The organism is uncultured Roseobacter sp., assembly GCF_947495025.1.
GTDB lineage: Bacteria > Pseudomonadota > Alphaproteobacteria > Rhodobacterales > Rhodobacteraceae > Roseobacter.
The window spans coordinates 552,175-577,270 of record NZ_CANLXG010000002.1 but is presented as its reverse complement, the minus strand read 5'-3'; the positions used below and the strand labels follow the sequence as shown (position 1 = coordinate 577,270).

Genomic DNA, 25,096 nt, shown 5'->3' with positions numbered 1-25,096 from the left:
ACTGCGTTCCTACAACGACGCCCCGCCCGAACGGGGCCGCAACCACAGAAGGCAGTACGAATATGACACGTTTAAAGACCCCGGCAGCACTCGCACTCGCGGGAACACTGGCTCTGGCAGCCTGTACCGATCCAGGGCAGCTCGGCGCAGGATCTGAAACGCCGAAGGCGCAGCAGGGCGCACTGATCGGCGCAGGCGTAGGTGCCATCGCGGGCCAGATCGCGGGCGGTGATACAAAAGCGACCATCCTTGGTGCCGCACTTGGTGCCGCAGTGGGCGGCGCGGCGGGCTATAACCTCGACAAGCAGGAAGCGGAGCTGCGCAACCAGCTCGACAGTGACGTGACCATCACAAACACAGGTGACCGGCTGATCGTGTCCATGCCGCAGGACCTGCTTTTCGCCACTGACAGCTTTTCGGTAAGGCCGGATCTGCAGGATGACCTTGTTTCGGTAGCGCGGAGTCTGAACCAGTATCCCGCCTCGATCGTCCAGGTTATCGGTCACACTGACAGCGACGGTGATGCGGCGTACAACCAGGGGCTTTCGGAGCGGCGGGCGGGTTCTGTTGCCAGTGTTCTGATCAACGCGGGCGTCCCCGGCAGTCGTATACAGACAATCGGTCGCGGCGAGACGCAGCCTGTTGCGAGCAACCTCAACGCAGGCGGCAAGGCGCAGAACCGCCGTGTAGAGATTGTAATTCTTCCAACCGCCTGAGCAGCGACATTCGCTGACAGGGGCCACACCAGCGGGTGTGGCCTCTTGCTTTTGTGCGGCGTCGCGCCACCTCTGCGACGTGGAGTGTAACCAAGGATGAGATGATGGCTGATGTAAAACTGCTGGGCCTTTCCGGCTCGCTGCGCGCAGAGTCCGCAAACACAATGCTGGTGAAAGAAGCAGCCCGTCTGTTTGGCCCCTGCAGTTTCGGGCTCGGAGACCTTCGGATGCCACTCTATGACGGTGACGCCGAAACCGCAGATGGCATACCTGACATGGTGCAGGATCTGTCTGACAGGATCGCGGCGGCTGATGCGGTGATTATCTCAACGCCTGAGTACAACAAAGGACCATCGGGGGTTCTTAAAAACGCGCTGGACTGGGTGAGCCGGACAGAGGGTAATCCCTGGGCGGGGAAGCCACTGGCCGTGATGTCGGCAGCGGCCGGACGCGCGGGCGGAGAGCGCGCGCAGATGGTTTTGCGCGGGTTTATGGTACCTTTCAGGCCACGCATCCTTCAGGGGCCGGAGATTCACCTCGCGGACTGCACAAACCAGTTCGACGACAATGGTCACCTGACCGGTGAAGTCTACCGTCGGGAACTGACAACACTGATGCAAGCACTGGCCGAGGAGGTTGCGCGCTAGTCTGCCGGCACCGAGATTTCGATCAGGTTTCCGTCCGGGTCACGCACATAAACCGACCGGATAGGGCCGGTTGCGCCTGAACGGTCTACGGGGCCGTCAATAATATCAACCTGATGCACTGACAGATGCGCCACCCACTCTTCCAGTGGCGCATCCGTCAGAAAACACAGGTCTGCGGTCCCGGGATGCGGATGGGCTGCTTTAGGCTCAAACTCGCGCCCTTTCTGGTGCAGGTTGATCTTGTTCTGCCCAAAGGTCAGCGACCAGCGGCGGGACCCGTCAGCGGCATCAAACTGGCGGCCGCGCATTCCCAGCACCTGTGTGTAGAAACGGACGGTTTCGGGGATACTGGCAACGGTCAGGACCAGGTGATCAAAGGTCCGGACACGGCATTGAAATTCGCTCTGGCTCATGGCACCTGTTTCGCAGGGAGAATACGTGCATGCAGGATGCAATGCTGGCCAGCACAAGTCAAAGTGACCCTGTTGATCCGTCGCGCGCCAATGCGCTGCTCGCAACGCTGGAGCATGCCGGCAGGATCGTGTCGGGTGATCCGCTGCCGCCTTTTTTCCATCAGCTTTATTTCTGGGATGCGCGTCCGCCGTCGGAACTGGGTCCGGACGGGCATCCGAAAACGGGCGGACTGATCCCTGATACGGGTCTGCCGCGCCGGATGTGGGCCGGAGGGCGCCTTGTTTTTGACGCTCCGTTCAGGGCAGGCATCGTGGCGAAAAAAACAAGCGTTTGTGAAAATGTAGTTCGCAAGACCGGTCGGAGCGGACCGCTGGCGCTCGTGACACTGCGTCATGAATTTCGGCAGAACGGCAGGCTTTGCGTCACGGAATGGCAGGATCTGGTGTATCGCGAACCGGCGCGGGTAGGCGCCCCGGATCCCGCCGTGGCTCTGTCACCCGTGAACGAAGAGACTTCAGAAACAGTGAAGTTTACGACCACTCAGCTTTTCAGGTACTCGGCGCTTACGTTTAACGGACACCGGATACACTATGACGAAACCTATGCCCGGCAGGTCGAGGGTTACGATGGTCTGGTGGTGCATGGGCCTTTGCTGGCGCAGATGCTGATGTTGTTTGCATGCACGGACAGTGTGCCGCTGCGACGGTTTTCGTTCAGGGCGACGGCACCGCTTATGCACCACGAAAGTGCCATGCTTTGCCGGCGTGGTGGTGAGCTGTGGGTGCGTGCTGTCGACGGTCGCCAGTGCATGCAGGCAACGGCCGAATTTGCGTCATAGCGACGCTTCGACACCGAAACCTTCCGGAATGGTGTTACGGTTTTCCAGTATCAGGTCTGCCATGACGACGGCGATGCGTGGCGCCATACCGAAGCCGATCTTGAACCCGCCATTGGCGATGAAATGCCCGGGCCTGTCGGGCCAGGGGCCCAGCATTGGCGCACGGCTGCGCGCTCTGGGACGCACACCGGCCCAGCGTTCCAGAACGGGGGCATTGGCCAGAACAGGAACGAGGCGTCTCGCTTTTTCGATGAGATCATCGAGCTGGCTGTCGGTTGAAACCGGATCTGAATAGTCGCGCTCTGACGTAGAGCCGATCGCAACGGTGCCGTTGAGATGCGGGATGATGTGCAGGCCGTCAGCAAAAAGCTGCGGCTGGCCGGATGCGTCATAACCGAGCACTGCCGCCTGTCCTTTTACACCGTTTCCGACCGGTCTGTGGTTCTGTGCGTTGAGCATCTCAAGGCCTTGCAACCCGGCGGCCCAGACAACCTGCCCGCGGTCTTCCCCCTGCGTGCTTATGCTGACGCCCCGCGTTTGCAACGCCGCTACGAGGGCGGCGCAGCCCAGACGGGGATGCACAAGCGCGCTCAGCGTATCCCGGATCAGAAAACCCGCAGGACTGGGCGGTGCCCAGCCAGTGTCGGGTACCGGCTCGACGCTCCAGTCGGCGTGATCGCCCCAGAGTTCGCGCGCCGAGGCACACCGGCTCTCAGCCAGTGCCAGAGCCCTGGCATCAGCAATGGGCTGCAGGCGTCCGCTGCGCAGGTAACCGGGCTCAGCGCCGCTGACGTTCCTGACATCTGCCCAGAAGGTTTCTGCCGACAGCAGGCTGTCCAGCTGGAAGGCTTTTTTGGCGTTCCAGTTTTCCGGCACATGCGGGGCCAGCGCGCCGACGACACCACCGCTGCTGCCTGCCGCAGGGCCGCCCGGGTCAATGATCTGTACTTTTGCGCCGCGTTCTGTGCAGATCCATGCGATGCTCAGGCCTAGAATACCCGCTCCGCGTATCGTAATTTCGACCATTGCCAAAGACTGCCTTGTGCCCCAGTGTCGCGCCTGATTGCGGGCACCTTACAGGGTCGGATAGTGCGGAACCAGATGGCTGAACTGAGCTGGAATCCCGGGGATGTACCGGTGTCGGAGCAGTTTGATGACCCTTACTTCAGCCTCGAGAACGGCTTTGAGGAAACGCGCCACGTGTTTCTGGGTGGTAATGACCTGCCTGCACGCTTCGCGCCGGGGTTTCACATTGCAGAGCTCGGCTTTGGAACCGGGCTGAATTTTCTGACGACGGTGCTGGAATGGCAGCGCGCGGGTCGCCCCGGAACGCTGCATTTCACTTCATTTGAAGCCTTCCCGATGACACCGCCTGAAATGGCACGCGCACTGGCGGCGTTCCCCGTGCTTGCTGATCTGGTGCCGCGGCTGGTCGCGCACTGGTCTGCGGAAGGCTGTTGCGCTGACATCGTGCCGGGTGTGCGTCTCGAGGTGCTGATCGGTGATGCGCAGGCGTCCCTGTCTGACTGGGACGGAAAGGCTGATGCGTGGTATCTGGATGGTTTTTCCCCGGCAAAGAACCCGGACCTGTGGTCGCCGGATCTTATGCGGGCGGTTGCCGGGCATACGTATCCGGGAGGCACTTTCGCAACCTATACTGCAGCGGGGTTTGTGCGTCGCAGTCTGGAAAGCAGCGGTTTTGACGTTGTCCGCAGCCCTGGGTTCGGCCGCAAGCGCCATATGAGCCGGGGTGTGCTGCGCCCGTGATACAACCCGACAATCTGCGCGCCGCTGTCCTGCTGATGCTGCTCACTACTTTTGTGTTTGCGCTGCAGGATGGAATCTCACGGCACCTCGCCGGCAGCTACAATGTGATCATGGTGGTCATGATCCGGTACTGGTTTTTTGCAGCATTTGTAATCGCTGTGGCTTCGCGCCGAGAGGGCGGTGTACGTGCCGCTGCGGCCACCAGACAACCGGTTTTGCAGGCCTTCAGGGGTTTCCTGCTTGCTACAGAAGTCTGCGTGATGGTGGCTGGATTTACGCTGCTGGGACTGGTCGAGAGCCACGCGGTCTTTGCCTGCTATCCTCTGCTTGTCGCGGCACTCAGCGGTGTAATCCTGGGTGAGCGCGTTGGATGGCGCCGCTGGCTGGCCATTGCCGCCGGTTTTGCCGGGGTGATGACCATTCTGCAGCCCGGATTTGGTGTGTTTGACCCTGTGGCTGTTGTGCCGCTGATCGCCGCGATAATGTTTGCGCTCTACGCGCTGCTGACGCGATACGCGGCACGCCTGGATACAACAGCAACAAGTTTTTTCTGGACGGGTACGGTCGGAGCGGTGACCCTGACTGTTCCCGGCCTCTGGTTCTGGGAGCCTATGATCGCTTCTGACTGGGCGTGGATGTCGGTTCTGTGCGTGACAGGCGCGCTGGGCCACTGGTTGCTGATCCGGTGTTATGAACTGGCCGAGGCCAGTGCGGTGCAGCCCTTTGCATATTTCCAGCTGGTGTTCGCAGCGGCCATCGGGCTGCTGGTATTTGGCGAAAGTATCCGGACAGAAGTGGCACTGGGCGCGCTGGTGATTGTCGCCGCCGGGTTATTCACCCTTTGGCGCGAAAGACAGCAGCGTTGAACCTGTGAGCTCTTCGGTAAACGAAACGGGCATCGGCTCCTTGCCAAGCATTGCACGATAAACAGGGAGACTTTCGGCAACGCGCATCACATAGTTCCTGGTTTCCCGGAAAGGAATATGTTCGATCCAGTCCACCACATCCACAGTGCCCCGACGCGGGTCGCCATAAATCTGCATCCATCGGTCCGGTCGGCTGGGGCCCGCGTTATAAGCCGCAGACATCATGACGATGTTGCCGCGAAACCGACCCGCCATAACGGAAAGATAAGTAGCGCCCAGTTCAGCATTATATGCGGGGTCAGATATCATACGCTCCGTGCTGTGCTGCGACAGTCTTCCAAGCCGCCGGGCGACTTCGCGGCCGGTTGCAGGCATGATCTGCATCAGGCCCCTGGCGCCAACGCCGCTCTGAACGGAGGGGTCAAATTCGCTTTCACGTCGCGCGATGGCCAGCGTCATCTCAGGCGCCATCGGAAGATCCTGGCGCGCAACCGGGTGCAGTGGATAGTATCCGCCCGGGATAACGATGGCCTGCCGCGCGGCGCGTTTTCCGATCGTTACAGCGAGGTGCGGCTCGCCCAGGTCAAGAGCCGCCTGGGCCAGAAGACCGGCATCATTCCGGTCAAGGCTTTCAGTGAGATGAGTCCAGAACCTTTCCGCCAGGCTCAGTTCGCCGGACGCCTGCAGCAGCAGACCTGCCTGAAACACATCATTGTTTGTCAGGATGGAATTCCGCCAGTCGCCTGACGCCGTTTCGCCGGCCAGGTCCATGTCGAACCCGATACCAGCGCGTTCTGCTGCCAGCAGGCCGTAGAACGACGTCTGGTACTGCGCCGCGTCCAGGTATGCCTGATCCGCGCCGGCCACATTGCCCATGGCTTCGAGGGCGCGTCCGCGCCAGTATCCCGCGCGCCCTTTCGAAATCGGTGACTTCACTGCGGCATTGTGGTTTTCAAAATGCCTGAGCGCCGTCTCCGGTTCGCTCAGTTTGCGCAACGCAATAAACCCGGAAAGCCATTCCAGATCGGCATAATCGGATCCGGCTTTCAGGAAATGACGCGAGGCCAGCTCATATGCCAGTTCCGGGTCGCCATCGCGCATTTCATCGCGTGCAAGCGACCTGCGGCGGTTTGCCCATTCGCCCGGGCGGCCGAGCGCCTCTGCACTGACGGAGGTGGCCCGCAAAAGCGTTTTCGCATCAGCTGTGCGGCCTTTCCGGGATCGCCAGATAAACCTGTCATACTGCAACCCGCCGTCCTCTGCGTGCGTATCAGGTATCGCCGCAATCAGTCCGTCGACACCTTTTTCGCCCTCCCGCAGGGCGATCCGGGCCTTTGCAACAGCGACCGCCGCGTCGGATGCGAGCGGGAACATACGCCGCGCATTGCTGTAGGCACCCTTCCAGAGCATCGAATCCAGCCGCGCGTCGTGATGCCCGCGCAGGTAGCCGGCGTACCGGGCCTGAAAGGTCGACTGTTCGTCCGGGCTCATCGGGAAATTGCGCCAGGCATTGATCACCAGTGCGCGGGCCTCCTCGGGCGCGCCGGCCTCATTTCGCGTATCGGCAAATGCGAGAACGCCCGTCGGAGTCTGCGGTGGTGTTTCCGAGAAAAAGGCGGCAATGCCTGCTGTGCCGGATCGCGCGATTGCTTCCTCTGACTGGCGGCGGAGATACCGCTCGCCCGGCCAGTCCGGTCTTCGTTTCAGAAAAGCAGCAACTTCTGCAGCACTGCCCCGTCCGTCCCGCAGGCGCGCCCATTCGACAATATCTGCGGCCACTGCGCCGTCTCTGGCGGCGACGCGGGCTGCATTGTCCCAGTTGCCACTGCGCAGCGCATCAAAGGCGATCGCAAGTGGTCTTGGTCGCTCTGCCGCGGCGGGCAGGGCCATCAGTAAAACGACCCCGAGAATCGTCAGCTGGCGTCTGATCACTTGCATTTCCCAACGTTTGAAGGCTAGAGCCTCTGAGCATAGACCGTCGTCAGTAACGATCAAATCACGATCGTGCTTAAAAGATGGTAAAACCCAGGCCATTTGCCGGCCACAACTAAAGGAGCGTGAACATGTTCAAAGGCTCGATGCCTGCCCTCGTCACGCCGTTTCGGAACGGCGAGCTGGATCTGGATACACTCAAGAAACTTGTCGAATGGCATATCGGAGAAGGCAGTAACGGCCTTGTTCCGGTTGGCACTACCGGTGAAAGCCCGACCCTGACGCACCGCGAACACGAAACCGTGGTTGAGGAAGTCGTGAAGGCTGCTGCGGGTCGCGTGCCGGTTATTGCCGGTGCAGGTTCCAACAATACAACCGAGGCGATCCGGCTCGTCCGGCACGCGGAATCGGTCGGTGCAGACGCGGCACTTGTGGTGACACCTTACTACAACAAGCCCACACAATCCGGCCTGATTGCGCATTTCACCGCCCTGCATGATTGCGCGGAACTGCCGATAATCATCTACAACATTCCCGGACGTTCGGTTGTCGATATGACGCCGGAGACCATGGGCAAACTGGCCGAACTGCCGCGCATTGTCGGCGTCAAGGACGCCACTGGTGATCTCGCGCGTGTCTGCGACCAGCGTATGACCTGCGGGCCGGACTTTATTCAGTTGTCGGGCGAGGATGCGACAGCGCACGGGTTCAATGCCCAGGGCGGTACGGGATGCATTTCTGTCACGGCCAATGTCGCACCGAAGATGCTCAGCCAGATGCAGGCGGCCTGTCTTGCGGGCGATTACGCGACTGCGCTGGAAATTCAGGACCGTCTGATGCCCCTGCACAAGGCCATCTTCACCGAGCCAGGCCTCGTCGGCGTTAAATACGCCATGTCCCGCCTCAATCTGTGTTCGGATGAGGTCCGGCTGCCGCTTACCGGTCTGTCGGATTCGACACGCGCGCTGGTCGAAGATGGCCTGCGTCATGCTGGCCTGACGAACTAACCCGACAAAGGCGGGGTTTTGTGCCCCGCCTTACCCGGGCGTTGACCCGGAGCCGAACATCTCCAATGGTAGGGCATGGCACCCGGACATGGAGAAACCCTTTGAATATTCTGCCTGAAATTGAAAACGAAACGGACACGCTGACTGCGCTTTACCGTGATCTGCACGCGCATCCTGAGATCGGGTTTCAGGAAGTGAGGACCAGCCGAATTGTTGCAGAAACGCTGGAAAAATGGGGCGCCGATGAGGTGCACAGCGGCATTGCCGGAACCGGCGTTGTAGCACTGATCCGCGGGCGCGGGCAGGGGAACCGCCGGGTAGGTCTGCGCGCAGATATGGATGCCCTGCCCATCGTTGAAGACAGCGGACTGGCATGGGCATCCGGGAACGAGGGCGTCATGCACGCCTGCGGCCACGACGGTCATACAACCATGCTGCTGGGGGCGGCAAAACACCTGGCGGCGACACGGGAATTCGACGGCACTGCCGTGCTGATTTTTCAGCCAGCCGAAGAAGGTCTGGGGGGCGCGCGGGGCATGATTGCTGACGGCCTTTTCGAGCGGTTTCCCTGCGACGAGGTTTATGGTCTTCACAACTACCCCACAGGTGTTCCCGGAAAATTCGGAATCTGCAAAGGAGCCGCACTGGCCGGGGCTGCGTTTTTCGATATCGAAGTGCGGGGTGCCGGCAGTCACGCGGCTCATCCGCACGAATCCCGCGATGCGCTGATGGTGGCGGCGAGCCTGGCCACAGAACTGAATACTGTTCTGGCGCGCAGCATCCCGCCCCAGGACACCTGTGTTCTGTCCGTGACCCAGCTGCACGCAGGAACAGCCTACAACATCGTGCCGGGCGCGGCCTCGCTCGCGGGTACGATCCGGTACTTCCGGGACGAAATTTACACGTTGGCGGCTGAACGCATGCAGGCGATCTGTGATGGGTTCGCGCTGGCGCATGGCGTGAAAATCGATCTGGAACTGCGCAACGTTTTTGACGTGCTGGTCAACGACCACGATCTGTCAGACGCCTATGTCGAGGCGGCCGCCGACATTGTGGGCCCGGAGAATGTGTCGGTGAATGATGCGCCGACCACGGGGTCTGAGGATTTTGCGGATATGCTGCGGATCGTGCCGGGCGCCTATTGCAGCCTGGGGCACAGCGGCACGTTGCCGCTGCACAACCCGGGGTTTGTTCTGGGCGAGGAAATTCTGCCCGTTGGTGCCTCGATCATGGCAAGGGTTGTCGAACGGCGTATGCCGCTTCAGCGCTTACCGTAGTAGAGCCCGACCACATGTTCGGCTTCGGCAAAGAAAAGCCAGCGGGCGGTCAGAACACCGGCCACGTGGCTGATCACCGCGAGCAGGGCAAGGAAATGTGAGAACGGCAGCGCCAGCAGGATCACTGGCAGAGCGACCATAAGCACCAGCGAAATGATCCGCAGTTTCTGGCTGTGTTTGCGACCAATTTCGTGCACGAATTCGCGCAGCAGATAGTTGGTGCCGGTGTGCGGAGGCTCAAAGGCGCGGACTTTGCCGATGCCGCCCAGTCCGGTTGCAGATGCCATATCGGTGCCGGAGGCAGCGAGAGCTTTGTCTCCCATGCTCCAAGTCAGAAGCTGCACGGCACCGGCAATGATCAGCAGCACGAGGGCAGCCGTGACCTGGCCCGAGAGCAGCGCGCCGCCCGCAAGCGAGAGGGACAGGAACTTGACCGGTGTGACGGGCATATTCCAGCGTGGGATGGTTTTCAGCTGGGTGTAGATCATCGAGGTTGTAAAGACAGTCGCCATCGACAGGGCCGCACCGATGATGCCCAGAAGGCTGTAACGTTCGCCCAGAAAAACAAGGCCTGCGCCGTAGAGACCCATGGCCACCAGCGCACCAACGGCACACCAGGCCTCGCGGCTGAGCCAGCTGGAACGCCATTGCGTAAAGGCCTTGATGGCCCGTTCAGGCCGGCCGAGGTGGAAGGTCGAGGACAGCAGACCGCCCACCGCCATCGCATAGGCGATGGCGAAAAAAGCAAAGGCTGTCCAGCCGGTGACAGAAGGGTATCCCAGCCCCAGCCAGGTCAGTAAACCAAAGCCCAGGCCGCTGAAAACAGTGAAGAAAATGACGGAAGGTGCGGGATGCATCAGAGTTTCTCCAGTGTTTTGTCGAGCCAGCCGAGGAAGCCCTTGGGCTCCTGGGCGACAGGTTCCAGGAAGGGGGCCAGAACGTCAAACTCGGGCATAGCGTCTTTGGGCCGTGGGGGCAGATATTTGTTCACCGGCTTTGTGCCCTGCTCGGGCATCAGGTCCATGCCGCCACGCTCGGCGACGAGTTTGCTGACGTCGCTGTCCGGATCACCCAGATCACCGAAGTGGCGCGCGCCTGCCGGGCAGGTGCGCACACAGGCGGGCTGGCGGTCTTCTTCGGGCAGGTTCTCGTTGTAGATCCGGTCCACGCAGAGGGTGCATTTCTTCATCACCCCTTCGGCCTGGTCGAGTTCGCGCGCGCCGTAGGGGCAGGCCCAGGCGCAGAGACCGCAGCCGATGCAGTCGGATTCGTTCACCAGAACGATGCCGTCTTCGACCCGTTTGTAGCTGGCGCCTGTGGGGCATACGGTCACGCAGGGCGCGTCTTCGCAGTGCAGGCACGATTTGGGAAAGTGAATGAGCTGGGCCGCGGCATCTGCGGCTTCTGGCTGGACCTCAAACGAGTGCACACGGTTGAGGAAGGTGCCGGAGTTATCCGCACCATAGGCATTCTGATCACTGAGAGGCGCGCCGTAGTTTTCCGTGTTCCAGCCTTTGCAGGAGATCACACAGGCATGGCAGCCGACGCAGGTATCGAGGTCGATCACAAGGCCCAGTTTCTTGTCGGTCTGTGTTGGCAGAGTGGTCATTTCGGGCCCTCTTTTCTGGCCGTCGGTGCGGCGTCGTTAACACGTCGGTTGAACGTCGGTATTCCGTCAGTGCGTCGCGTACGGTTGGGTAACTGAGGAGAAAGGGTTGTGGGCTCTGCCCCTGCGCGCCGGATTTGGTGAGAGGACGCACCTTCCGGAATGGGGCTCCGCCCCGCTGCGGGCCTGAAACGCTCCGCCGGAGCGTTTCCGGGACGGCCCTCGCCCCCCGGAGTATTTCGGGAAGGGTGAAGAAGTATCATTTGCCCACCTTCCATTTCAGGTCTTTGGGACCTTTGCCGACCGGCGATTTTATGGCGTCAAAGCCGGGTTTGGATTCGTCGGGAGCAGGGGTTTTTTCGATCCGGACTTTGAGGTCGAACCAGGCCGCCTGGCCGGTGATCGGGTCGGAGTTGGCCCACCGCAGTCCGTCGCCTTTGGGGGGCAGTAATTCGTGGATCAGGTGGTTCAGAAGAAAACCGCGGGTGGCTTCGGGCGCGTTTTCTTCGAGCGCCCAGGCGCCTTTGCGTTTGCCGATGGCGTTCCAGGTCCAGACGGTGTTTTCGTTGAGTGCGGCCATTTCCAGGACGGGTACCGTGATCTCGCCGTGCGGCGATGTCACTTTGGCCCAGTCGCCATCCGCGAGGTTGTTTTCGCGCATCAGTTTTGTCGGCAGGTAGAGCGGGTTGTGGCCGTGCAGCTGGCGGAGCCAGGCGTTCTGCGAGCCCCAGGAGTGGTACATCGCCATAGGGCGCTGGGTGAGCGCCGTGACGGGGAACGCATCCGCTTTGTTCTCTTCTTCAGAGGAATACCAGATTGGCAGGGGGGACATTTTCTCTTTGATACGCTCGCGCAGGTGTTCGGGCGGCTGGCGTTCGCCATGGCCTTCCGCGGCCAGCTGGAATTTGCGCATCGGCTCGGAATAAAGCGAAAAGAGGTAGGGTTCGGGCTTGTCATAAAGCCCCATGCCCACGGCCCAGTCCTGGTAGGCGGCGTTCCAGGGTTTGTAGTAGTTGGCCCCGGCAGGGATATGTTCGACAAAGAAGCCGCCGTTTTCGATGTAGCGGTCGAGCTGGTTGGGGTTCACTGCACCCCGGCCGGCCTGGTCGCCGTTTTCGCCCCGGAAGCCCGCCAGTGGGCCAATGCCCGGCTTGCGTTCGTGGTTGACGATATAGTCGCCGTAGTCGGCATATTTCTGGCTGCCGTCCTCGTTGGTGAAGCCGGGAAGTTTCAGCATCGCGCCCAACTCGCAGAGCATGGACTGGAACCCTTTGACATCGCGGTCAGGTTCGATCACCGGCCAGCGGATGGCGTCTGCGGCGGCATCGGCCTCGCAGATCGGACGGTCGAGAAGCGAGATACAGTCGTGGCGCTCCAGATAGGTGGTGTCGGGCAGCACCAGATCGGAATAGGCGACCATTTCGGAGCTGTAGGCATCCGAGTAGATCAGTTTCGGAATAACATACTCGCCGTTCTCGTCCGTGTCCGTCAGCATATCGATCACGCCCCGGGTGTTCATGGACGAGTTCCAGGACATGTTGGCCATATACATGAACAATACGTCGATCTTGTAGGGATCGCCCGCATAGGCGTTCGAGATTACCATATGCATCAGCCCGTGGCTGGACATGGGGTTTTCCCAGGTAAAGGCCTTATCGATCCGCGCCGGCGTGCCGTCGTCCTTAAGAGCCAGGTCGGCGGGGCCGTGTACGAAACCGAGGTGCGGGCCGTCGAGTGGTGCGTCCGCCGTGACTTTGCAGTGCGGTTTCGGGTGCGCGGTGGCCGGTTTCGGATAGGGCGGTTTGAACCTAAAGCCGCCGGGCACTTCGACGGTACCCAGAATGATCTGCAGCGTGTGCAGGGCGCGGCAGGTCTGGAACCCGTTGGCGTGGGCCGAGATACCGCGCATGGAGTGGAAGGAGACCGGGCGGCCGATCATTTTGTCGTGCTTTTCGCCGCGGAAGTCGGTCCATGCGTGGTCCAGCTCGAAGCTTTCCTCGAAGGCGACGCGGGCAAGTTCAGCGGCGATGGCGCGGATGCGGTCGGCGGGGATGCCGCAGCGGTCGGCCACGTTTTCCGGTGCGTACTGATCATCTAGATACATATCCGCCATCTGGTGGAAGACCGGGCGGTGGGTCCGGCCGTCTTTTTCGTAGGTGGCCGCGAGATCGGGTTTCACGCCGGGCTGATCAAAGGGCGTGAGCTTGCCGGTGGCGCGGTCGATGACCAGCTCTTTGCCGTTCTCGTCCCGCATCAGCAGGCCATGATCGTCCGCTCCGGGGTTATTGATCACCAGCACTGGCGCGTTGGTGTATTGCGCCAGGTAGTTGAGATCCATTTTGCCCGCCTTCATCAGGCAGTGGATCATCGACAGGATAAAGAGCCCGTCGGTGCCGGGGGTGATGCCGACCCAGTCATCGGCCACGGCGTTATAGCCGGTGCGGATCGGGTTCACGCCGATCACACGGGCGCCCCGCTTTTTGATTTTGCCGATGCCCATCTTGATGGGGTTGCTGTCGTGATCCTCGGCCACGCCGAAGAGCATAAAGAGTTTGGTGTGATCCCAGTCCGGCTGGCCAAACTCCCAGAAGGCACCGCCCATGGTGTAGATGCCCGCCGCAGCCATGTTCACGGAGCAGAAGCCGCCGTGGGCTGCATAGTTACAGGTGCCGAAATTCTGGGCCCAGAAGGACGTAAAGGACTGTGACTGATCACGGCCCGTGAAGAAGGCCAGCTTTTCGGGATTGTCGCGGCGGACGGGCTCGAGCCATTCAGTGGCGATCTTCAGGGCCTCGTCCCATTCGATCTCCTCGAACTCGCCGGAGCCGCGCGGGCCCACACGCTTCAGCGGTTTGCGCAGACGCGAGGGCGCGTTGACCTGCATGATCCCTGCCGAGCCTTTGGCGCAGAGCACGCCCTGGTTCACCGGGTGGTCCTTGTTGCCCTCGATATAGGCGACCTTGCCGTCTTTCATGTGCACGTTGATGCCGCAGCGGCAGGCGCACATGTAACAGGTGGTCTTGCGCACCTCGTCAGAGACTTTCGGGCTCAGATCAAGGACTGGCTGGTTCATGGAAAAATCCCTTCGGTTAGCGCGCGACCTGAAGGACAGTCACGGCGATCATATTGGTCACGTCGGCAGCGTTGCAGCCCCGGCTGAGGTCGTTGGCGGGTCTGGCCAGCCCCTGCAGCACCGGGCCGATGGCCTCGGCCCCGCCGATGCGCTGTGCGATCTTATAGCCGATATTGCCCGCATCGAGGTTGGGAAAAATCATCACATTGGCCTGGCCTGCCACATCGGAGCCTTTGGCCTTGGAGGCGGCGACTTCGGGCACAAAGGCCGCATCAAACTGCAGCTCTCCGTCAGCTTTGAGGTCGGGATGGTTTTCTTTCAGCAGTGTCACAGCGTCGGTCACTTTGGTGACCTTCGAGTGTTTTGCGGAGCCCATCGTCGAGAAAGACAGCAGAGCCGCGACCGGCTCCACACCAAGCAACTGCCGGCACGACGCAGAAGAGGCAACGGTGATTGCGGCGAGTTCTTCGGCGGAGGGATCAATAACAAGACCACAGTCACCAAAAATCATCGCGTCCCGGCCAGAGGGGTGATTGTCCGGCAGAGCCATAAGGAAAAAGCTGGAAACCAGCGGCGCCTCAGGCGCTTTGCCGATCACCTGAAGGGCCGCGCGTACGGTGTCGGATGTGGTCGCAACAGCGCCGCCAACGGTGCCGTCGGCGTGGCCCTGGCGGACCATCATCGCGGCAAAGACCAGCGGGTTGCGGACCTGGGTCTCAGCGATCTCGGGTGTGACACCCTTGTGCTTGCGAAGTTCAAAAAAGGCGGTGGCAAATTCAGCGGACAGCGCGGATGTTTCCGGGTCCTGGATCTGAATTGCGGGATTGTTGGGGGTGCCGGCGTCCACAAGCTGTGCGGCGACATCGTCCTGCGGACCCACAAGGGTAATACGGGCAGTACCGGCCTTGACGGCGGCAATGGCGCCGGCCACGATCCGGGGATCGTGGCCTTCGCTCATCACGATGTGGGCAGGCCGGGCGTTGGCGCGTTTCGTAAGATCGCGCAGTACGCTCATGGCCTCATCCCTTTCTTTATGCAGGTGCGTTGATGCACCCTCAGACAGTCTGCTGACGCATGTCGTCTTTGCTGATGCCAGCAACGGCAACCGGCTTCTTCATCGCGTCGCGACGGAAGGGGTCACCCAGTTCCTGGTTGATCATGGCTTCGATCAGCGTGGTCACGCCGTTCTCCATCTGGTCCTTGATCGCCTGGTCCAGCGCCGCTGTCAGTTCGTCCATTGTGCGGGCGACAACACCTTTGAGACCACAGGCGCTCGCGATACCGGCATAGGAGACTTCCTCGTCCAGTTCGGTACCGACGAAGTTGTCGTCGAACCAGAGCGTCGAGTTCCGCTTTTCAGCGCCCCACTGGTAGTTGCGGAAAACGATCTGTGTGATCGCGGGCCAGTCGCCGCGGCCGATAGCCGTCAGCTCGTTGACCGAGATGCCGAAAGCACCGTCGCCTGCGAAACCAACAACCGGTACGTCCGGCTTGCCGATTTTCGCGCCAACGATCGAGGGCAGGCCGTAGCCACAGGGGCCAAAGAGGCCGGGGGCCAGATATTTGCGGCTCTCGTTGAAGGACGGATAGGCGTTACCGATCGCGCAGTTGTTGCCGATATCCGAGGAGATGATCGCCTCGACCGGCAGAGCGGCCTGAATGGCGCGCCACGCCATGCGCGGGCTCATCCAGTCCGGCTTGGCCGCACGCGCACGCACGTTCCAGTCAGTGCCGGGGTCGTCCTGCTCTTCGTTCATGGACGTCAGCTCCTGCGCCCATGCGGATTTGGTTGTCGCAATGGTGTTCTTGCGCTCGTCCCGGTTGGTATCGCCCGCATCGTCAGCAAGTTGCGCGGTGATGCCGCTTGCCACTTTCGCTGCGTCCCCGACGATACCCACGGTGACCTTCTTGGTCAGCCCGATCCGGTCGGGGTTCAGGTCAACCTGGATGATCTTCGCATCCGAGGGCCAGTAATCGATGCCATAACCCGGCAGTGTCGAGAACGGGTTCAGACGCGTGCCGAGGCACAGAACAACGTCGGCCTGGCTGATCAGCTGCATGCCGGCTTTGGAGCCGTTGTAGCCCAGCGGACCTGCAAAGAGCGGGTGGTTGCCGGGGAAGGCGTCGTTGTGCTGGTAGCCCACGCAGACCGGTGCATCGAGGCGCTCGGCCAGCACGCGGGAGGCTTCGATGCCGCCTTTGGACAGCACAGCACCGGCGCCGTTCAGGATGACCGGGAATTTCGCTTCGCTGAGCATTTTCGCAGCTTCGGCCACGGCGGCGTCACCACCCTGTGGCAGTTCAAAGTCAACGATGACCGGCAGTTCGATGTCGACCACCTGGGTCCAGAAGTCGCGCGGGATGTTGATCTGCGCCGGCGCAGAGGCGCGTTTGGCCTGCATGATGACACGGTTCAGCGTTTCCGCGATACGCGACGGGTCGCGGACTTCTTCCTGATAGGCAACGCAGTCAGCGAACAGGTTCATCTGTTCCATTTCCTGGAAGCCGCCCTGGCCGATTGTCTTGTTGGCCGCCTGTGGCGTGACCAGCAGAACCGGTGTGTGGTTCCAGTAGGCTGTCTTTACAGCTGTCACAAAATTGGTGATGCCCGGGCCGTTCTGCGCGATCATCATGCACATTTTGCCTGTGGCACGTGTGAAGCCGTCGGCCATCATGCCGCCGGAGGTTTCGTGGGCGCAGTCCCAGAATTTGATGCCTGCATCCGGGAAGATGTCAGAGATCGGCATCATGGCTGAACCGATAATGCCGAATGCATTGTCGATGCCATGCATCTGGAGAGTTTTTACAAAGGCTTCTTCGGTCGTCATCTTCATGGCGGTAGCTCCTGAGGGCTGGGTTGGCGATTCTTGGTTTGGTGAGACAGTAGTGTTTACATAATGGTGGTGTTAGGGCCAGATCAGGATCGGGCTAGTGCCAGATTGGCCATCTCCTCGATTTCTGATGCTACCAGTGAAACACCTTCGGCAATGCGCTGGGCGGGTATCGAGGAATAGGCCAGCCGGTAGAACTCACCTGGCTGAGCAGGTCCTGCGAAAAAAGAATGGCCCGGCTCGATCAGAACGCTGCGGTTCTGCAGCCTGCGGGCCAGTTCCTGGGTGTCCACATGCTCGGGAGCGCGCATCCAGAAAGATGAGCCGCCGTTGGCCCCCTGACCGGCAATCTGCAGGCCGTGATCGGCGATGGCGCGTGTCATCACCTCGCGGCGCTCATGCAGGGCGTTTCCCATGCGTCGGATCAGGGCGTCGTGGTGGCCGAGTGACAGGAAGTAAGCGGCGGTGCGCTGGACGTGTCCCGGCGGGTGTCTCAGGACCGAGGCGCGCAGGGCGCGGGCTTCGCGGATGAAGGGTTCTGAACCAACCAGATAGCCCAGCCGCAGCCCGGGAAAGAGGGACTTTGAGAAGCTGCCCACGTAGATGACCCGCCCGTCGGCGTCCAGGCTCTTGAGCGCCGGAGACGGACTTTTGAGAAAAGACATCTCAAATTCATAGTCATCTTCCACGATCAGCGCATCCATCTCCGCGGCCCGTTTCAGCAGATCGTGCCGGCGGTGCATCGGCATTGTCCCGGTTGTGGGACACTGATGGCTGGGGGTTGTGAAGATCACATCTGTGTCCGGAGGAATGGCGTCAGGTGGCATGCCATCGGGGTCGACGCGCACTGGCGTGACATGACAGCGGGACTGCGACAGAATGTCCCTAAGTGCATGATAGCAGGGATCTTCCAGCGCAGCCCTGCGCCGCTGTGTCAGCAGAATCTGCGTCGTCAGCCAGAGTGCGTTCTGAGCGCCCAGTGTGATCAGAATCTGCTCGGGCCGGGCTGCAATTCCACGTCTGGGCAGCGTGTGCCGCGCGATAAACTCAATGAGCTGAGGGTCGTCCTGGTCGTAGTAATCGGTCGTCAGCGCTGTGAAATCCTTCTGACCCAGCGCTTTGAGTGCGCAGATCCGCCAGTTGGCGTGATCAAAAAGCGACGGATCGGCCTGGCCGTAAATGAATGGAAAGCGGTAGCTGGCCCAGTCTGGCGGCTTGCGCGGCATGTCTCCGCCAGAGAATTTCTGGCCGATGGCCCGGGTCCAGTCGATGGCGTCGGGCCCGGCCTGACTGGGCGCGAAAGCAGGTGGGACCGGGGCGTTTTCAGAAACATAATACCCCGACCGCCCGCGTGAGGAGAGATAGTCGTTTGCCAGCAGTTCGGTATAGGCGATCGTCACTGTGATCCGGCTGACCCCGAGGTGGGTAGCAAGCTTGCGGGTCGACGGGAGTTTTTCGCCGCGCTGAAACCGTCCCGACAGGATACCCTGAGCGATCATCTGCTGGATCTGCGACTGCAGCGTGCCCTGAGCATCAGGATGCAGAAAGAAAGTTTCGACCGGAAGCGCCATATGGCAAGCGTACACTGGACTTATCGGTGAAGCAATCTGGTATTAATTTTTGAGGAAAATGCTTAGATGTGACTTAGTATTCAAAGCGTTGCGGCGCCTTTGATATCTATTATTGAAACTATTTGTATCATTAATCGTGAAAATTGCAAGTCTGATGTGCGGGCTTTGGCGAATCTGCCGGCGAAACCAGCACGAAAGCAAAAGAGCTGAGCCGCCCCGGCAAAAAAAGTGGTAACTGTCGGGCATACCGGAGGGAGTATTGCAATGTCTGTTGGACAACTGATTGAGACATATGTGAAGGCCTGGCAGGCAGAGGATGCGACGGATCGTGCAGATTTTCTGGCAGCTTGCTGGCACATTGACGGGCGCTACCAGGATCCCGGTGCCGATGTGAATGGCCGCGATGCCCTGGCCGATCATATTGCCGGTGTACACAAGCAGTTTCCCGGCGCGCGCATCGAACTGACCAGCGGCGTCAGCACCCATCATGACAATTTTTACTTTGCCTGGCACCTGGCGCTGGCGGACGGCAGTATGCTTGTGGCGGGCGTGGATTTCGGCACGCTGTCGCCCGATGGGCTGATCATGTCGATCTGTGGTTTTTTCGGGCCGCCGGGTGGGTAGGTATTATGCGGGGTTGTGTGTTTTGAGTGTCCGGTCGGAGCCCACACTTTCCCCGGAAGTGATGTGCTAAAGTGTCGGAATGACAGCCGCCAGAAAATATAATTTCCGCAAAGTGACGATGGGCGATCTACCCATGCTGCTGGGGTGGCAGGCGCAGCCACATGTCCGCGAATGGTGGGCTTCAGACGAACCTTACAGCTATGAGGAAATAAGCGATCCCCGCGTGTCGCGCTGCATTGTCTCTGTTGATGGACATCCATTTGCCTTCATGCAGGATTATTCCGTCCACGGGTGGGAGGAGCACCATTTTGCGCATCTTCCAACGGGCGCGCGGGGGATCGATCAGTACATCGGCGATCCCAACATGATCGGAGTTGGGCATGGGACAGCTTTCATCGGCGCGAGAATGAGGTTTCTCTTTGATCGCGGTGCACCGGTGATAGCGACCGACCCTCACCCGAACAATGCACGGGCGATTGCAGTTTATAAAAAGCTGGGATTTGCCCCAACAAGGCAGCCTCAGGAAACGCAATGGGGAAGTATACTGCCAATGCTGGCAAGGCCCTGAACCCGATATAGCGAATTGCAGTGGTGTCCTGGACTGCTGATCTTCCTCCACCCCCACAAAAAAGGCCCCGGCGGAAAACCGGGGCCTTTCTGCGCAGTAGGTCGTGTGCGTCAGCTGAACACGCGGGTCAGCGCGGTGTCGACCGCTTCGACGATCTGGTTGATGTCGTCTTTGGTCGCGATCAGGGCGGGCGAGAAGCACAGCGTGTTGTTCTTGCTCGGGATCGAGCGGTTGGTGGCACCGATGATGACGGCCTGGCTCATGCAGTCTTTGACAACGGCCTGAACCTTGGCTTCGGCCAGCGGCTCTTTGGTGTCGCGGTCTGCCACCAGTTCGGCGCCCAGGAACAGGCCCTTGCCGCGCACGTCGCCGATGACGGCGTGTTTGTCTTGCAGCGCGCGCAGTTGGTCGAGCATATAGTCACCCATGGCCACGGTGTTGCCGAGCAGGTCCTCATCCTCGATGATGCGCATGTTTTCCAGTGCTGCCGCCGGACCCGCCGTGCAGCCGCCAAAGGTGGAGATGTCGCGGAAGTAGTTCATGTGATCCGTCGCGTCGTCCATGAACATGTCAAAGACGGCGTTCGTGGTCGCCAGGACAGAGATCGCCGCATAGCCCGAGGCCACGCCCTTGGCCATGGTGACCATGTCGGGCTGGATGCCGTAGTGCTGGTAGCCGAACCATGTGCCGGTCCGTCCGACGCCGCAGACGACCTCGTCGATGTGCAGCAGGATGTCGTACTTTTTGCAGATCTCGGCAACGCGGGGCCAGTAGCCGTCGGGGGCCTCGATCACGCCGCCACCGGCTGTCACCGGCTCAAGGCAGAGCGCGCCCACGGTGTCGGGGCCTTCGCGCAGGATGACTTCCTCGATCTGGTTGGCTGCCCATTCGCCGTAGTTCTGATCGGGCGCGCCTTCCTGCTCGTGTTTGCGGTATTCGAGGCAGTGCGGCACACGCACGAAACCGGGGGCAAAGGGGCCGTATTGCGCATTGCGCTCGTCCTGGCCGCCTGCTGACATCGTGGCCAGCGTGGAGCCGTGATAGTCGCGGTCACGGTAGAGGATTTTGTATTTCTTGCCGCCATAGCGTTTGTGCGCGATCTGGCGCACCAGTTTGAACGCCTTTTCGTTCGCCTCGGAGCCGGAGTTGGCATAGTAGACGCGGTCGAGGCCGGGCATTTTGGAAATGAGCTTTTCCGCAAAAAGCGCGCCGGGCACGGTGCCGACCGTGCCGCCGAAGAAGTTCATTTTGACGATGGCGTCGCGCACGGCGTCGCCCATGCTTTCGCGGCCATAGCCCACGTTGACAGTCCAGACGCCGCCGGAGACCGCGTCAATGTGCTCGACGCCTTTCTGATCCCAGACGCGCAGGCCTTTACCCTCGATAATGATCTTGGGGTCAGCACCCGTGAAAAAGGGCTGGTGCTGAACCAGGTGGTGCCAGACGTTCGCGCGGTCCGCTTCGATCACGCGGCTGATGTCGTTCTCGTTGAAATTGCCGTCCATGGGTCAGGCCTTTCCTTATACATAGAATCAGGTGAAATCGGATCGCATTTTATCCGGATTAAACTGAGATGACTGTTTTTGCGGCACTGGAAGTAGGGCCAGAAGTGTAGCAAAGATAAGGCCAGAATGTTGCTTCACACAAGTGCCTGGGCCGACAAGGACCGGTAAAAACAAGGTTACAGGAGGTTTTGCAGTGTTTTCCTGCAGAATATCACCTGTGTTGTCGTTCAGGACAGATCGGCAAAGCGACCATAAGCGAGGCTGTCAGCCTTGTCTGGACTCATCAGGGTCCGGCAACTGGACATTTGTTCTGAGTCAGCAACGTCATCAGTATGTCCGCGCGCGCGGCGGGTGACCAGAGGATCCCTGGCAGGGCCCCGATGCACAGGCAGCACGCAGGGAACGTAAGATGGATTTTGTGGCATGTGCCGGTTAATTCAGCCTTTCGTCTCAATAAGGCACTTGCAGGCTCAGGAAATCTGACATTGGATGGAAGTGTGCACAGGAAGAAAATAAGCGGCAGCAGGCCGTAAAGCACAAACAGGCCGGTTCACACTGGCCGGTATATGATCAACGGGAGAACACAATGATCAAAAAGACAGCATGCGCTTTTGTAGCAGGCGCAGTAATGGCGATGACGGCCCAGTCGGCAGTCGCGGATGGCCACGGTGAGATCACCGTCGGTTACTTCCTCGAGTGGCCGATGCCCTTCCTCGCCGCCAAGGCATCCGGTGCCTATGATGAAGCGTTGGGCATGAAAGTAAACTGGGTCAGCTTCGAGACCGGGACAGCGATGTCCGCAGCAATGGCGTCCGGCGACGTTCAGATCTCCGTCAGCCAGGGTGTACCGCCCTTCGTGGTTGCCTCATCCGGTGGTCAGGACATCCAGATTGTGGATGTCGCGGTTTCCTACTCTGAAAACGACAACTGTGTTGTTGCTGAAGCGCTGGAAATCGACAAAACAAGCGCGGGCGAACTGGCCGGCAAGAAAGTCGCCGTGCCGCTTGGAACGGCTGCACACTATGGCTTCCTGCGTCAGATGGACCACTTCGGTGTTGATGTCGCCAGCCTGCAGGTTGTTGACATGGCACCACCAGAGGGTGCTGCTGCACTGAGCCAGGGCGCTGTTGATTTCGCCTGCGGCTGGGGCGGTGGTCTTGCCCGCATGAAAGAGTACGGCAACGTGCTTCTGACAGGCACCGAAAAACAGGAACTGGGTATTCTGGTGTTTGACGTAACATCTGCGCCCGCATCCTACATTGCGGAAAACGGCGAGACTGTTGCCAAGTTCCTCAAGGTGACCGCTGACGCCAACGCAGAGTGGGCCGCAAACCAGAGCCCCGAGATGCTGGCGGTGATCGCCGAACAGTCCGGTATGGACGCTGACGCGGCTGGAGCTTCCATGGCAACTTTCGAATTCCCAACAGTTGAAGAGCAACTCTCTGACGCCTGGCTGGGCGGTAATGCTGCTTCCTTCATGAAGGGTGTTGCAGACGTGTTCGTGGGCGCCGGTTCCATTGACTCTGCGCTCGACAGCTATGTGGACACGGTCAACACCGGTCCGCTGAAGGCTGCCAGCGAAATGTAAAACAAACCGGAACGGCGCGGGACATTCCGCGCCGTTCCTCTTTCAGGCCCGAGGCGGGGCAAACCCCGTCCGGTCAGCAGCTCCGAAAGAGCGTACCAGGTGGGGACAAAATGACTGGTTTATCCATAAACAATTTATCCATGCGCTTTGATCTTCCCAACGGAGATCATGTTCAGGCGCTGCAGGATGTATCTCTGGATCTCAAGGCGGGCGAGCTGCTGAGCGTTCTGGGGCCGTCCGGATGCGGCAAGACCACACTTCTGAACATCGTGGCAGGTTTTCTGGCGCCGACTTCAGGGGAACTGATCCTGAACGGGCACAAGGTCACCGGGCCGGATGCAGAGCGGGGCATGGTGTTCCAGCAGGGCGCACTCTTTGAGTGGATGTCCGTGCGGGAGAATGTCGGGTTTGGCCCCTCGATGAAGGGCACGCCGAAAAAGGACAAGGATGAGACAGTCAACCACCTGCTGGATGTTGTCGGTCTGCAGGATTTCAAGGAAAAGGCGGTCTATGAGCTGTCCGGCGGCATGCAGCAACGTGTTGCTCTGGCCCGGTGTCTGGCCAACGACCCCGATGTCATTCTGATGGACGAACCGCTGGGCGCGCTCGACGCGCTGACCCGCGAGAAAATGCAGAGCCTGGTGCTCAAACTGTGGAAAGAGACCGGCAAGACGATCATCCTGATCACCCACTCGGTCGAGGAAGCGCTGCTGCTGGGCGAACGTCTGATTGTCATGGCGCCGCGTCCGGGCCGGATCCACAAGGAATACCGTCTGCCTTTTGCGGACCTCGGCGTCGATGCAGACCTGCGTGAGGTCAAGAAACATCCCGAGTTCGGCCCCCGCCGCGAAGAAATCCTGAACATGATCTGGGATATGGAAGAAGAAATTATGGGCGGAAAGGAGGATGCGGCATGATCCCTCTCCTTATTTACATCGTCATCTTTGTTGCCGCGTTCTTTATCGTGACCAAAGTGGTCCAGGGCGCGGGTCTCAAGGATTATACGTCGCTCAAGACCGTAACGTTCGGTGACGAGAGTGCGGTGCGGCCCAACCGTGCGGCCGGCATTATCTCGATCCTGACTATATTCCTGATGTGGGGGATTTTCACCGGCTCCAGCCTGTTGCCTGGCTTTCTGCATGCACCGGGTCCTTTTGAGGGGACGACTACATTTACCTACACCGCGCAGGTCGAGGGCCAGGCCCCCGATGATGCGACCGTCACAGTCATCGTTCATCCGCGCGAGGTGGAAACCGACGCGCCAGAGGTCGATCCTGGGGATGGTTTTGCCAAGAACGACTCTGCGGCTATTGCACAGTGGCGTACCGGCCTGATCAATGTGGCCCGCAATGACGATATCTCCAAAGCGGACGGCAACAGGGTCATCGCAATCAACGGGCAGAAGATCGCGCCCGGCGAAACCGTGAAGGTCGACGGTGGATCCGTGACACTCAGCGACAAGGGCACGCCGAACTTTGAACCGATCAAGGGCTGGCAGATGGAACCGCTCTATCTGCCGTCGCCCGAGGCCGTCTGGGTGCGCTCCATCGAGATTGCGAAAGAGGGCTTCCGGAACTTCACCCTGCTGGAGCATCTGGGCTATTCGCTCTTCCGCGTTGTCGTGGGCTTCTTCTTTGGCGCGCTGGTGGGTATTCCGCTGGGTTATGCCATGGGTCTGAGCGACTGGTTCCGCGGCTGGTTTGATCCGATCGTGGAATTCATGCGCCCGGTGCCGCCGCTCGCGCTTATTCCGCTGGTAATCATCTGGGCCGGGATCGGGGAGGCCGGTAAGATCATTCTGCTCTTCCTGGCTGCCTTGTGGATCATGGCCATTGCGGCGCGATCCGGTGTGTCGGGCGTCAAGATTTCCAAGGTGCACGCGGCCTACTCGCTGGGCGCCAGCAAGTGGCAGATCATGCGTCACGTCATCGTGCCCAACTCGCTGCCGGAGATCTTTACGGGCGCGCGGGTTGCGATGGGTGTCTGCTGGGGCACGGTGGTTGCGGCCGAGCTCGTTGCCGCCGAACAGGGTGCCGGTATGATGATTATGACAGCGTCCAAGTTCCAGAACACCGACATTGTGATCATGGGTATTATTCTGATCGGTGTCATCGGTTTTGGCATCGACATGCTGATGCGCTGGGCCGAGCGTCTGCTGGTGCCCTGGAAAGGCAAAGGCTGATCTGTCCCAGGCAGTTATTCAGAAATGGCGGGGCCCCCCTGGGGCCCCGTTTTTTTTAGCGACGGGCAAAAGCGCGCCCGTCTG

The 25,096-nt window shown here is 60.3% G+C and carries 22 protein-coding genes; 12 read left to right on the top strand and 10 right to left on the bottom strand.

What is annotated here, in order from left to right; all coding sequences use genetic code 11:
* The first annotated feature begins 62 nt into the window (after positions 1 to 62).
* A complete protein-coding gene (locus Q0792_RS10960; protein ID WP_298840098.1) occupies positions 63 to 716 on the top strand; it encodes an OmpA family protein in 654 nt (217 codons plus the stop codon).
* 104 nt (positions 717 to 820) lie between these two features.
* A complete protein-coding gene (locus Q0792_RS10955; RefSeq protein WP_298840095.1) occupies positions 821 to 1,363 on the top strand; it encodes an NADPH-dependent FMN reductase in 543 nt (180 codons plus the stop codon).
* On the opposite strand, the gene Q0792_RS10950 is transcribed toward Q0792_RS10955, so the two are convergent.
* The gene (locus Q0792_RS10950; protein WP_298840092.1) at positions 1,360 to 1,776 is read right to left on the bottom strand and encodes a VOC family protein; all 417 of its coding nucleotides are present in this window, start codon (positions 1,774 to 1,776) and stop codon (positions 1,360 to 1,362) included. The two genes, Q0792_RS10955 and Q0792_RS10950, sit on opposite strands and share 4 nt — an antisense overlap.
* 29 nt (positions 1,777 to 1,805) lie before the next feature.
* Between Q0792_RS10950 and Q0792_RS10945 the strand changes: the two genes are divergently transcribed.
* The gene (locus tag Q0792_RS10945) at positions 1,806 to 2,615 is read left to right on the top strand and encodes an acyl dehydratase (protein ID WP_298840088.1); all 810 of its coding nucleotides are present in this window, start codon (positions 1,806 to 1,808) and stop codon (positions 2,613 to 2,615) included.
* Here Q0792_RS10945 and Q0792_RS10940 read toward each other — a convergent pair.
* Positions 2,610 to 3,641, bottom strand: a complete 1,032-nt coding sequence (locus Q0792_RS10940; RefSeq protein ID WP_298841848.1) for an FAD-binding oxidoreductase — start codon at positions 3,639 to 3,641, stop codon at positions 2,610 to 2,612. The two genes, Q0792_RS10945 and Q0792_RS10940, sit on opposite strands and share 6 nt — an antisense overlap.
* Before the next feature lie 63 nt (positions 3,642 to 3,704).
* Between Q0792_RS10940 and mnmD the strand changes: the two genes are divergently transcribed.
* Together mnmD and Q0792_RS10930 are read left to right on the top strand one after the other, a co-directional pair.
* Positions 3,705 to 4,382: a tRNA (5-methylaminomethyl-2-thiouridine)(34)-methyltransferase MnmD gene (gene mnmD / locus Q0792_RS10935; RefSeq protein WP_298840085.1), complete on the top strand. Its 678-nt coding sequence runs from the start codon at positions 3,705 to 3,707 to the stop codon at positions 4,380 to 4,382.
* A gap of 35 nt (positions 4,383 to 4,417) precedes the next feature.
* Positions 4,418 to 5,248: a DMT family transporter gene (locus Q0792_RS10930; RefSeq protein WP_298841845.1), complete on the top strand. Its 831-nt coding sequence runs from the start codon at positions 4,418 to 4,420 to the stop codon at positions 5,246 to 5,248.
* On the opposite strand, the gene Q0792_RS10925 is transcribed toward Q0792_RS10930, so the two are convergent.
* Positions 5,213 to 7,186, bottom strand: a complete 1,974-nt coding sequence (locus tag Q0792_RS10925) for a lytic transglycosylase domain-containing protein (protein WP_298840082.1) — start codon at positions 7,184 to 7,186, stop codon at positions 5,213 to 5,215. The genes Q0792_RS10930 and Q0792_RS10925 overlap by 36 nt on opposite strands.
* 125 nt (positions 7,187 to 7,311) lie before the next feature.
* Between Q0792_RS10925 and dapA the strand changes: the two genes are divergently transcribed.
* Together dapA and Q0792_RS10915 are read left to right on the top strand one after the other, a co-directional pair.
* Positions 7,312 to 8,187 (top strand): 4-hydroxy-tetrahydrodipicolinate synthase, encoded by an 876-nt coding sequence (dapA, locus tag Q0792_RS10920; protein ID WP_298840079.1) that lies wholly within the window; start codon positions 7,312 to 7,314, stop codon positions 8,185 to 8,187.
* A gap of 101 nt (positions 8,188 to 8,288) precedes the next feature.
* Positions 8,289 to 9,464, top strand: coding sequence for a M20 aminoacylase family protein (locus tag Q0792_RS10915; RefSeq protein WP_298840077.1), 1,176 nt, complete (start codon positions 8,289 to 8,291; stop codon positions 9,462 to 9,464).
* On the opposite strand, the gene Q0792_RS10910 is transcribed toward Q0792_RS10915, so the two are convergent.
* From Q0792_RS10910 to Q0792_RS10885, 6 genes are all read right to left on the bottom strand, one after another.
* Entirely contained in the window at positions 9,449 to 10,321 is an 873-nt protein-coding gene (locus Q0792_RS10910; protein WP_298840074.1) for a DmsC/YnfH family molybdoenzyme membrane anchor subunit, read from the bottom strand. The two genes, Q0792_RS10915 and Q0792_RS10910, sit on opposite strands and share 16 nt — an antisense overlap.
* Positions 10,321 to 11,073 (bottom strand): 4Fe-4S dicluster domain-containing protein, encoded by a 753-nt coding sequence (locus Q0792_RS10905; RefSeq protein ID WP_298840072.1) that lies wholly within the window; start codon positions 11,071 to 11,073, stop codon positions 10,321 to 10,323. Before Q0792_RS10905 ends, Q0792_RS10910 begins: the two co-directional genes overlap by 1 nt.
* Positions 11,074 to 11,329: 256 nt before the next feature.
* On the bottom strand, positions 11,330 to 14,143 hold the full coding sequence (locus Q0792_RS10900) for a molybdopterin oxidoreductase family protein (RefSeq protein ID WP_298840069.1): 2,814 nt from the start codon (positions 14,141 to 14,143) through the stop codon (positions 11,330 to 11,332).
* Positions 14,144 to 14,159: 16 nt separating this feature from the next.
* Positions 14,160 to 15,158 (bottom strand): phosphate acetyltransferase, encoded by a 999-nt coding sequence (gene pta, locus Q0792_RS10895; protein WP_298840066.1) that lies wholly within the window; start codon positions 15,156 to 15,158, stop codon positions 14,160 to 14,162.
* 40 nt (positions 15,159 to 15,198) lie between these two features.
* The gene (gene xsc / locus Q0792_RS10890) at positions 15,199 to 16,977 is read right to left on the bottom strand and encodes a sulfoacetaldehyde acetyltransferase (RefSeq protein ID WP_298840063.1); all 1,779 of its coding nucleotides are present in this window, start codon (positions 16,975 to 16,977) and stop codon (positions 15,199 to 15,201) included.
* 83 nt (positions 16,978 to 17,060) lie between these two features.
* On the bottom strand, positions 17,061 to 18,545 hold the full coding sequence (locus tag Q0792_RS10885) for a PLP-dependent aminotransferase family protein (protein ID WP_298840060.1): 1,485 nt from the start codon (positions 18,543 to 18,545) through the stop codon (positions 17,061 to 17,063).
* A gap of 264 nt (positions 18,546 to 18,809) precedes the next feature.
* Between Q0792_RS10885 and Q0792_RS10880 the strand changes: the two genes are divergently transcribed.
* Both Q0792_RS10880 and Q0792_RS10875 read left to right on the top strand, forming a co-directional pair.
* Positions 18,810 to 19,169, top strand: a complete 360-nt coding sequence (locus Q0792_RS10880) for a nuclear transport factor 2 family protein (protein WP_298840057.1) — start codon at positions 18,810 to 18,812, stop codon at positions 19,167 to 19,169.
* A 79-nt stretch (positions 19,170 to 19,248) separates the two neighbouring features.
* Entirely contained in the window at positions 19,249 to 19,737 is a 489-nt protein-coding gene (locus Q0792_RS10875) for a GNAT family N-acetyltransferase (protein ID WP_298840055.1), read from the top strand.
* A gap of 110 nt (positions 19,738 to 19,847) precedes the next feature.
* Here Q0792_RS10875 and Q0792_RS10870 read toward each other — a convergent pair whose 3' ends face one another.
* Entirely contained in the window at positions 19,848 to 21,242 is a 1,395-nt protein-coding gene (locus Q0792_RS10870) for an aminotransferase class III-fold pyridoxal phosphate-dependent enzyme (RefSeq protein WP_298840051.1), read from the bottom strand.
* A 586-nt stretch (positions 21,243 to 21,828) separates the two neighbouring features.
* Here Q0792_RS10870 and Q0792_RS10865 point away from each other — a divergent pair.
* The 3 genes from Q0792_RS10865 (at position 21,829) to Q0792_RS10855 (ending at position 25,012) form a co-directional block, all read left to right on the top strand.
* Positions 21,829 to 22,830, top strand: coding sequence for an ABC transporter substrate-binding protein (locus Q0792_RS10865; RefSeq protein ID WP_298840046.1), 1,002 nt, complete (start codon positions 21,829 to 21,831; stop codon positions 22,828 to 22,830).
* Between the two features lie 110 nt (positions 22,831 to 22,940).
* Entirely contained in the window at positions 22,941 to 23,747 is an 807-nt protein-coding gene (locus tag Q0792_RS10860; protein WP_298840043.1) for a taurine ABC transporter ATP-binding protein, read from the top strand.
* Positions 23,744 to 25,012: an ABC transporter permease gene (locus tag Q0792_RS10855; protein WP_298840040.1), complete on the top strand. Its 1,269-nt coding sequence runs from the start codon at positions 23,744 to 23,746 to the stop codon at positions 25,010 to 25,012. The genes Q0792_RS10860 and Q0792_RS10855 overlap by 4 nt, the downstream gene beginning before the upstream one ends.
* Positions 25,013 to 25,096: the final 84 nt, after the last annotated feature.

What these genes read in the sequence shown, in the direction of transcription:
- Q0792_RS10870 (WP_298840051.1), bottom strand. Translation starts at nt 21,242, where the DNA reads ATGGACGGCAATTTCAACGAGAACGACATCAGCCGCGTGATCGAAGCG.
- Q0792_RS10950 (WP_298840092.1), bottom strand. Translation starts at nt 1,776, where the DNA reads ATGAGCCAGAGCGAATTTCAATGCCGTGTCCGGACCTTTGATCACCTG.
- Q0792_RS10930 (WP_298841845.1), top strand. Translation starts at nt 4,418, where the DNA reads ATGCTGCTCACTACTTTTGTGTTTGCGCTGCAGGATGGAATCTCACGG.
- Q0792_RS10880 (WP_298840057.1), top strand. Translation starts at nt 18,810, where the DNA reads ATGTCTGTTGGACAACTGATTGAGACATATGTGAAGGCCTGGCAGGCA.
- dapA (WP_298840079.1), top strand. Translation starts at nt 7,312, where the DNA reads ATGTTCAAAGGCTCGATGCCTGCCCTCGTCACGCCGTTTCGGAACGGC.
- Q0792_RS10955 (WP_298840095.1), top strand. Translation starts at nt 821, where the DNA reads ATGGCTGATGTAAAACTGCTGGGCCTTTCCGGCTCGCTGCGCGCAGAG.
- Q0792_RS10855 (WP_298840040.1), top strand. Translation starts at nt 23,744, where the DNA reads ATGATCCCTCTCCTTATTTACATCGTCATCTTTGTTGCCGCGTTCTTT.
- Q0792_RS10940 (WP_298841848.1), bottom strand. Translation starts at nt 3,641, where the DNA reads ATGGTCGAAATTACGATACGCGGAGCGGGTATTCTAGGCCTGAGCATC.
- Q0792_RS10910 (WP_298840074.1), bottom strand. Translation starts at nt 10,321, where the DNA reads ATGCATCCCGCACCTTCCGTCATTTTCTTCACTGTTTTCAGCGGCCTG.
- Q0792_RS10905 (WP_298840072.1), bottom strand. Translation starts at nt 11,073, where the DNA reads ATGACCACTCTGCCAACACAGACCGACAAGAAACTGGGCCTTGTGATC.
- Q0792_RS10885 (WP_298840060.1), bottom strand. Translation starts at nt 18,545, where the DNA reads ATGGCGCTTCCGGTCGAAACTTTCTTTCTGCATCCTGATGCTCAGGGC.
- Q0792_RS10865 (WP_298840046.1), top strand. Translation starts at nt 21,829, where the DNA reads ATGATCAAAAAGACAGCATGCGCTTTTGTAGCAGGCGCAGTAATGGCG.
- Q0792_RS10900 (WP_298840069.1), bottom strand. Translation starts at nt 14,143, where the DNA reads ATGAACCAGCCAGTCCTTGATCTGAGCCCGAAAGTCTCTGACGAGGTG.
- xsc (WP_298840063.1), bottom strand. Translation starts at nt 16,977, where the DNA reads ATGAAGATGACGACCGAAGAAGCCTTTGTAAAAACTCTCCAGATGCAT.
- pta (WP_298840066.1), bottom strand. Translation starts at nt 15,158, where the DNA reads ATGAGCGTACTGCGCGATCTTACGAAACGCGCCAACGCCCGGCCTGCC.
- Q0792_RS10925 (WP_298840082.1), bottom strand. Translation starts at nt 7,186, where the DNA reads ATGCAAGTGATCAGACGCCAGCTGACGATTCTCGGGGTCGTTTTACTG.
- Q0792_RS10945 (WP_298840088.1), top strand. Translation starts at nt 1,806, where the DNA reads ATGCAGGATGCAATGCTGGCCAGCACAAGTCAAAGTGACCCTGTTGAT.
- Q0792_RS10860 (WP_298840043.1), top strand. Translation starts at nt 22,941, where the DNA reads ATGACTGGTTTATCCATAAACAATTTATCCATGCGCTTTGATCTTCCC.
- Q0792_RS10960 (WP_298840098.1), top strand. Translation starts at nt 63, where the DNA reads ATGACACGTTTAAAGACCCCGGCAGCACTCGCACTCGCGGGAACACTG.
- Q0792_RS10875 (WP_298840055.1), top strand. Translation starts at nt 19,249, where the DNA reads ATGACAGCCGCCAGAAAATATAATTTCCGCAAAGTGACGATGGGCGAT.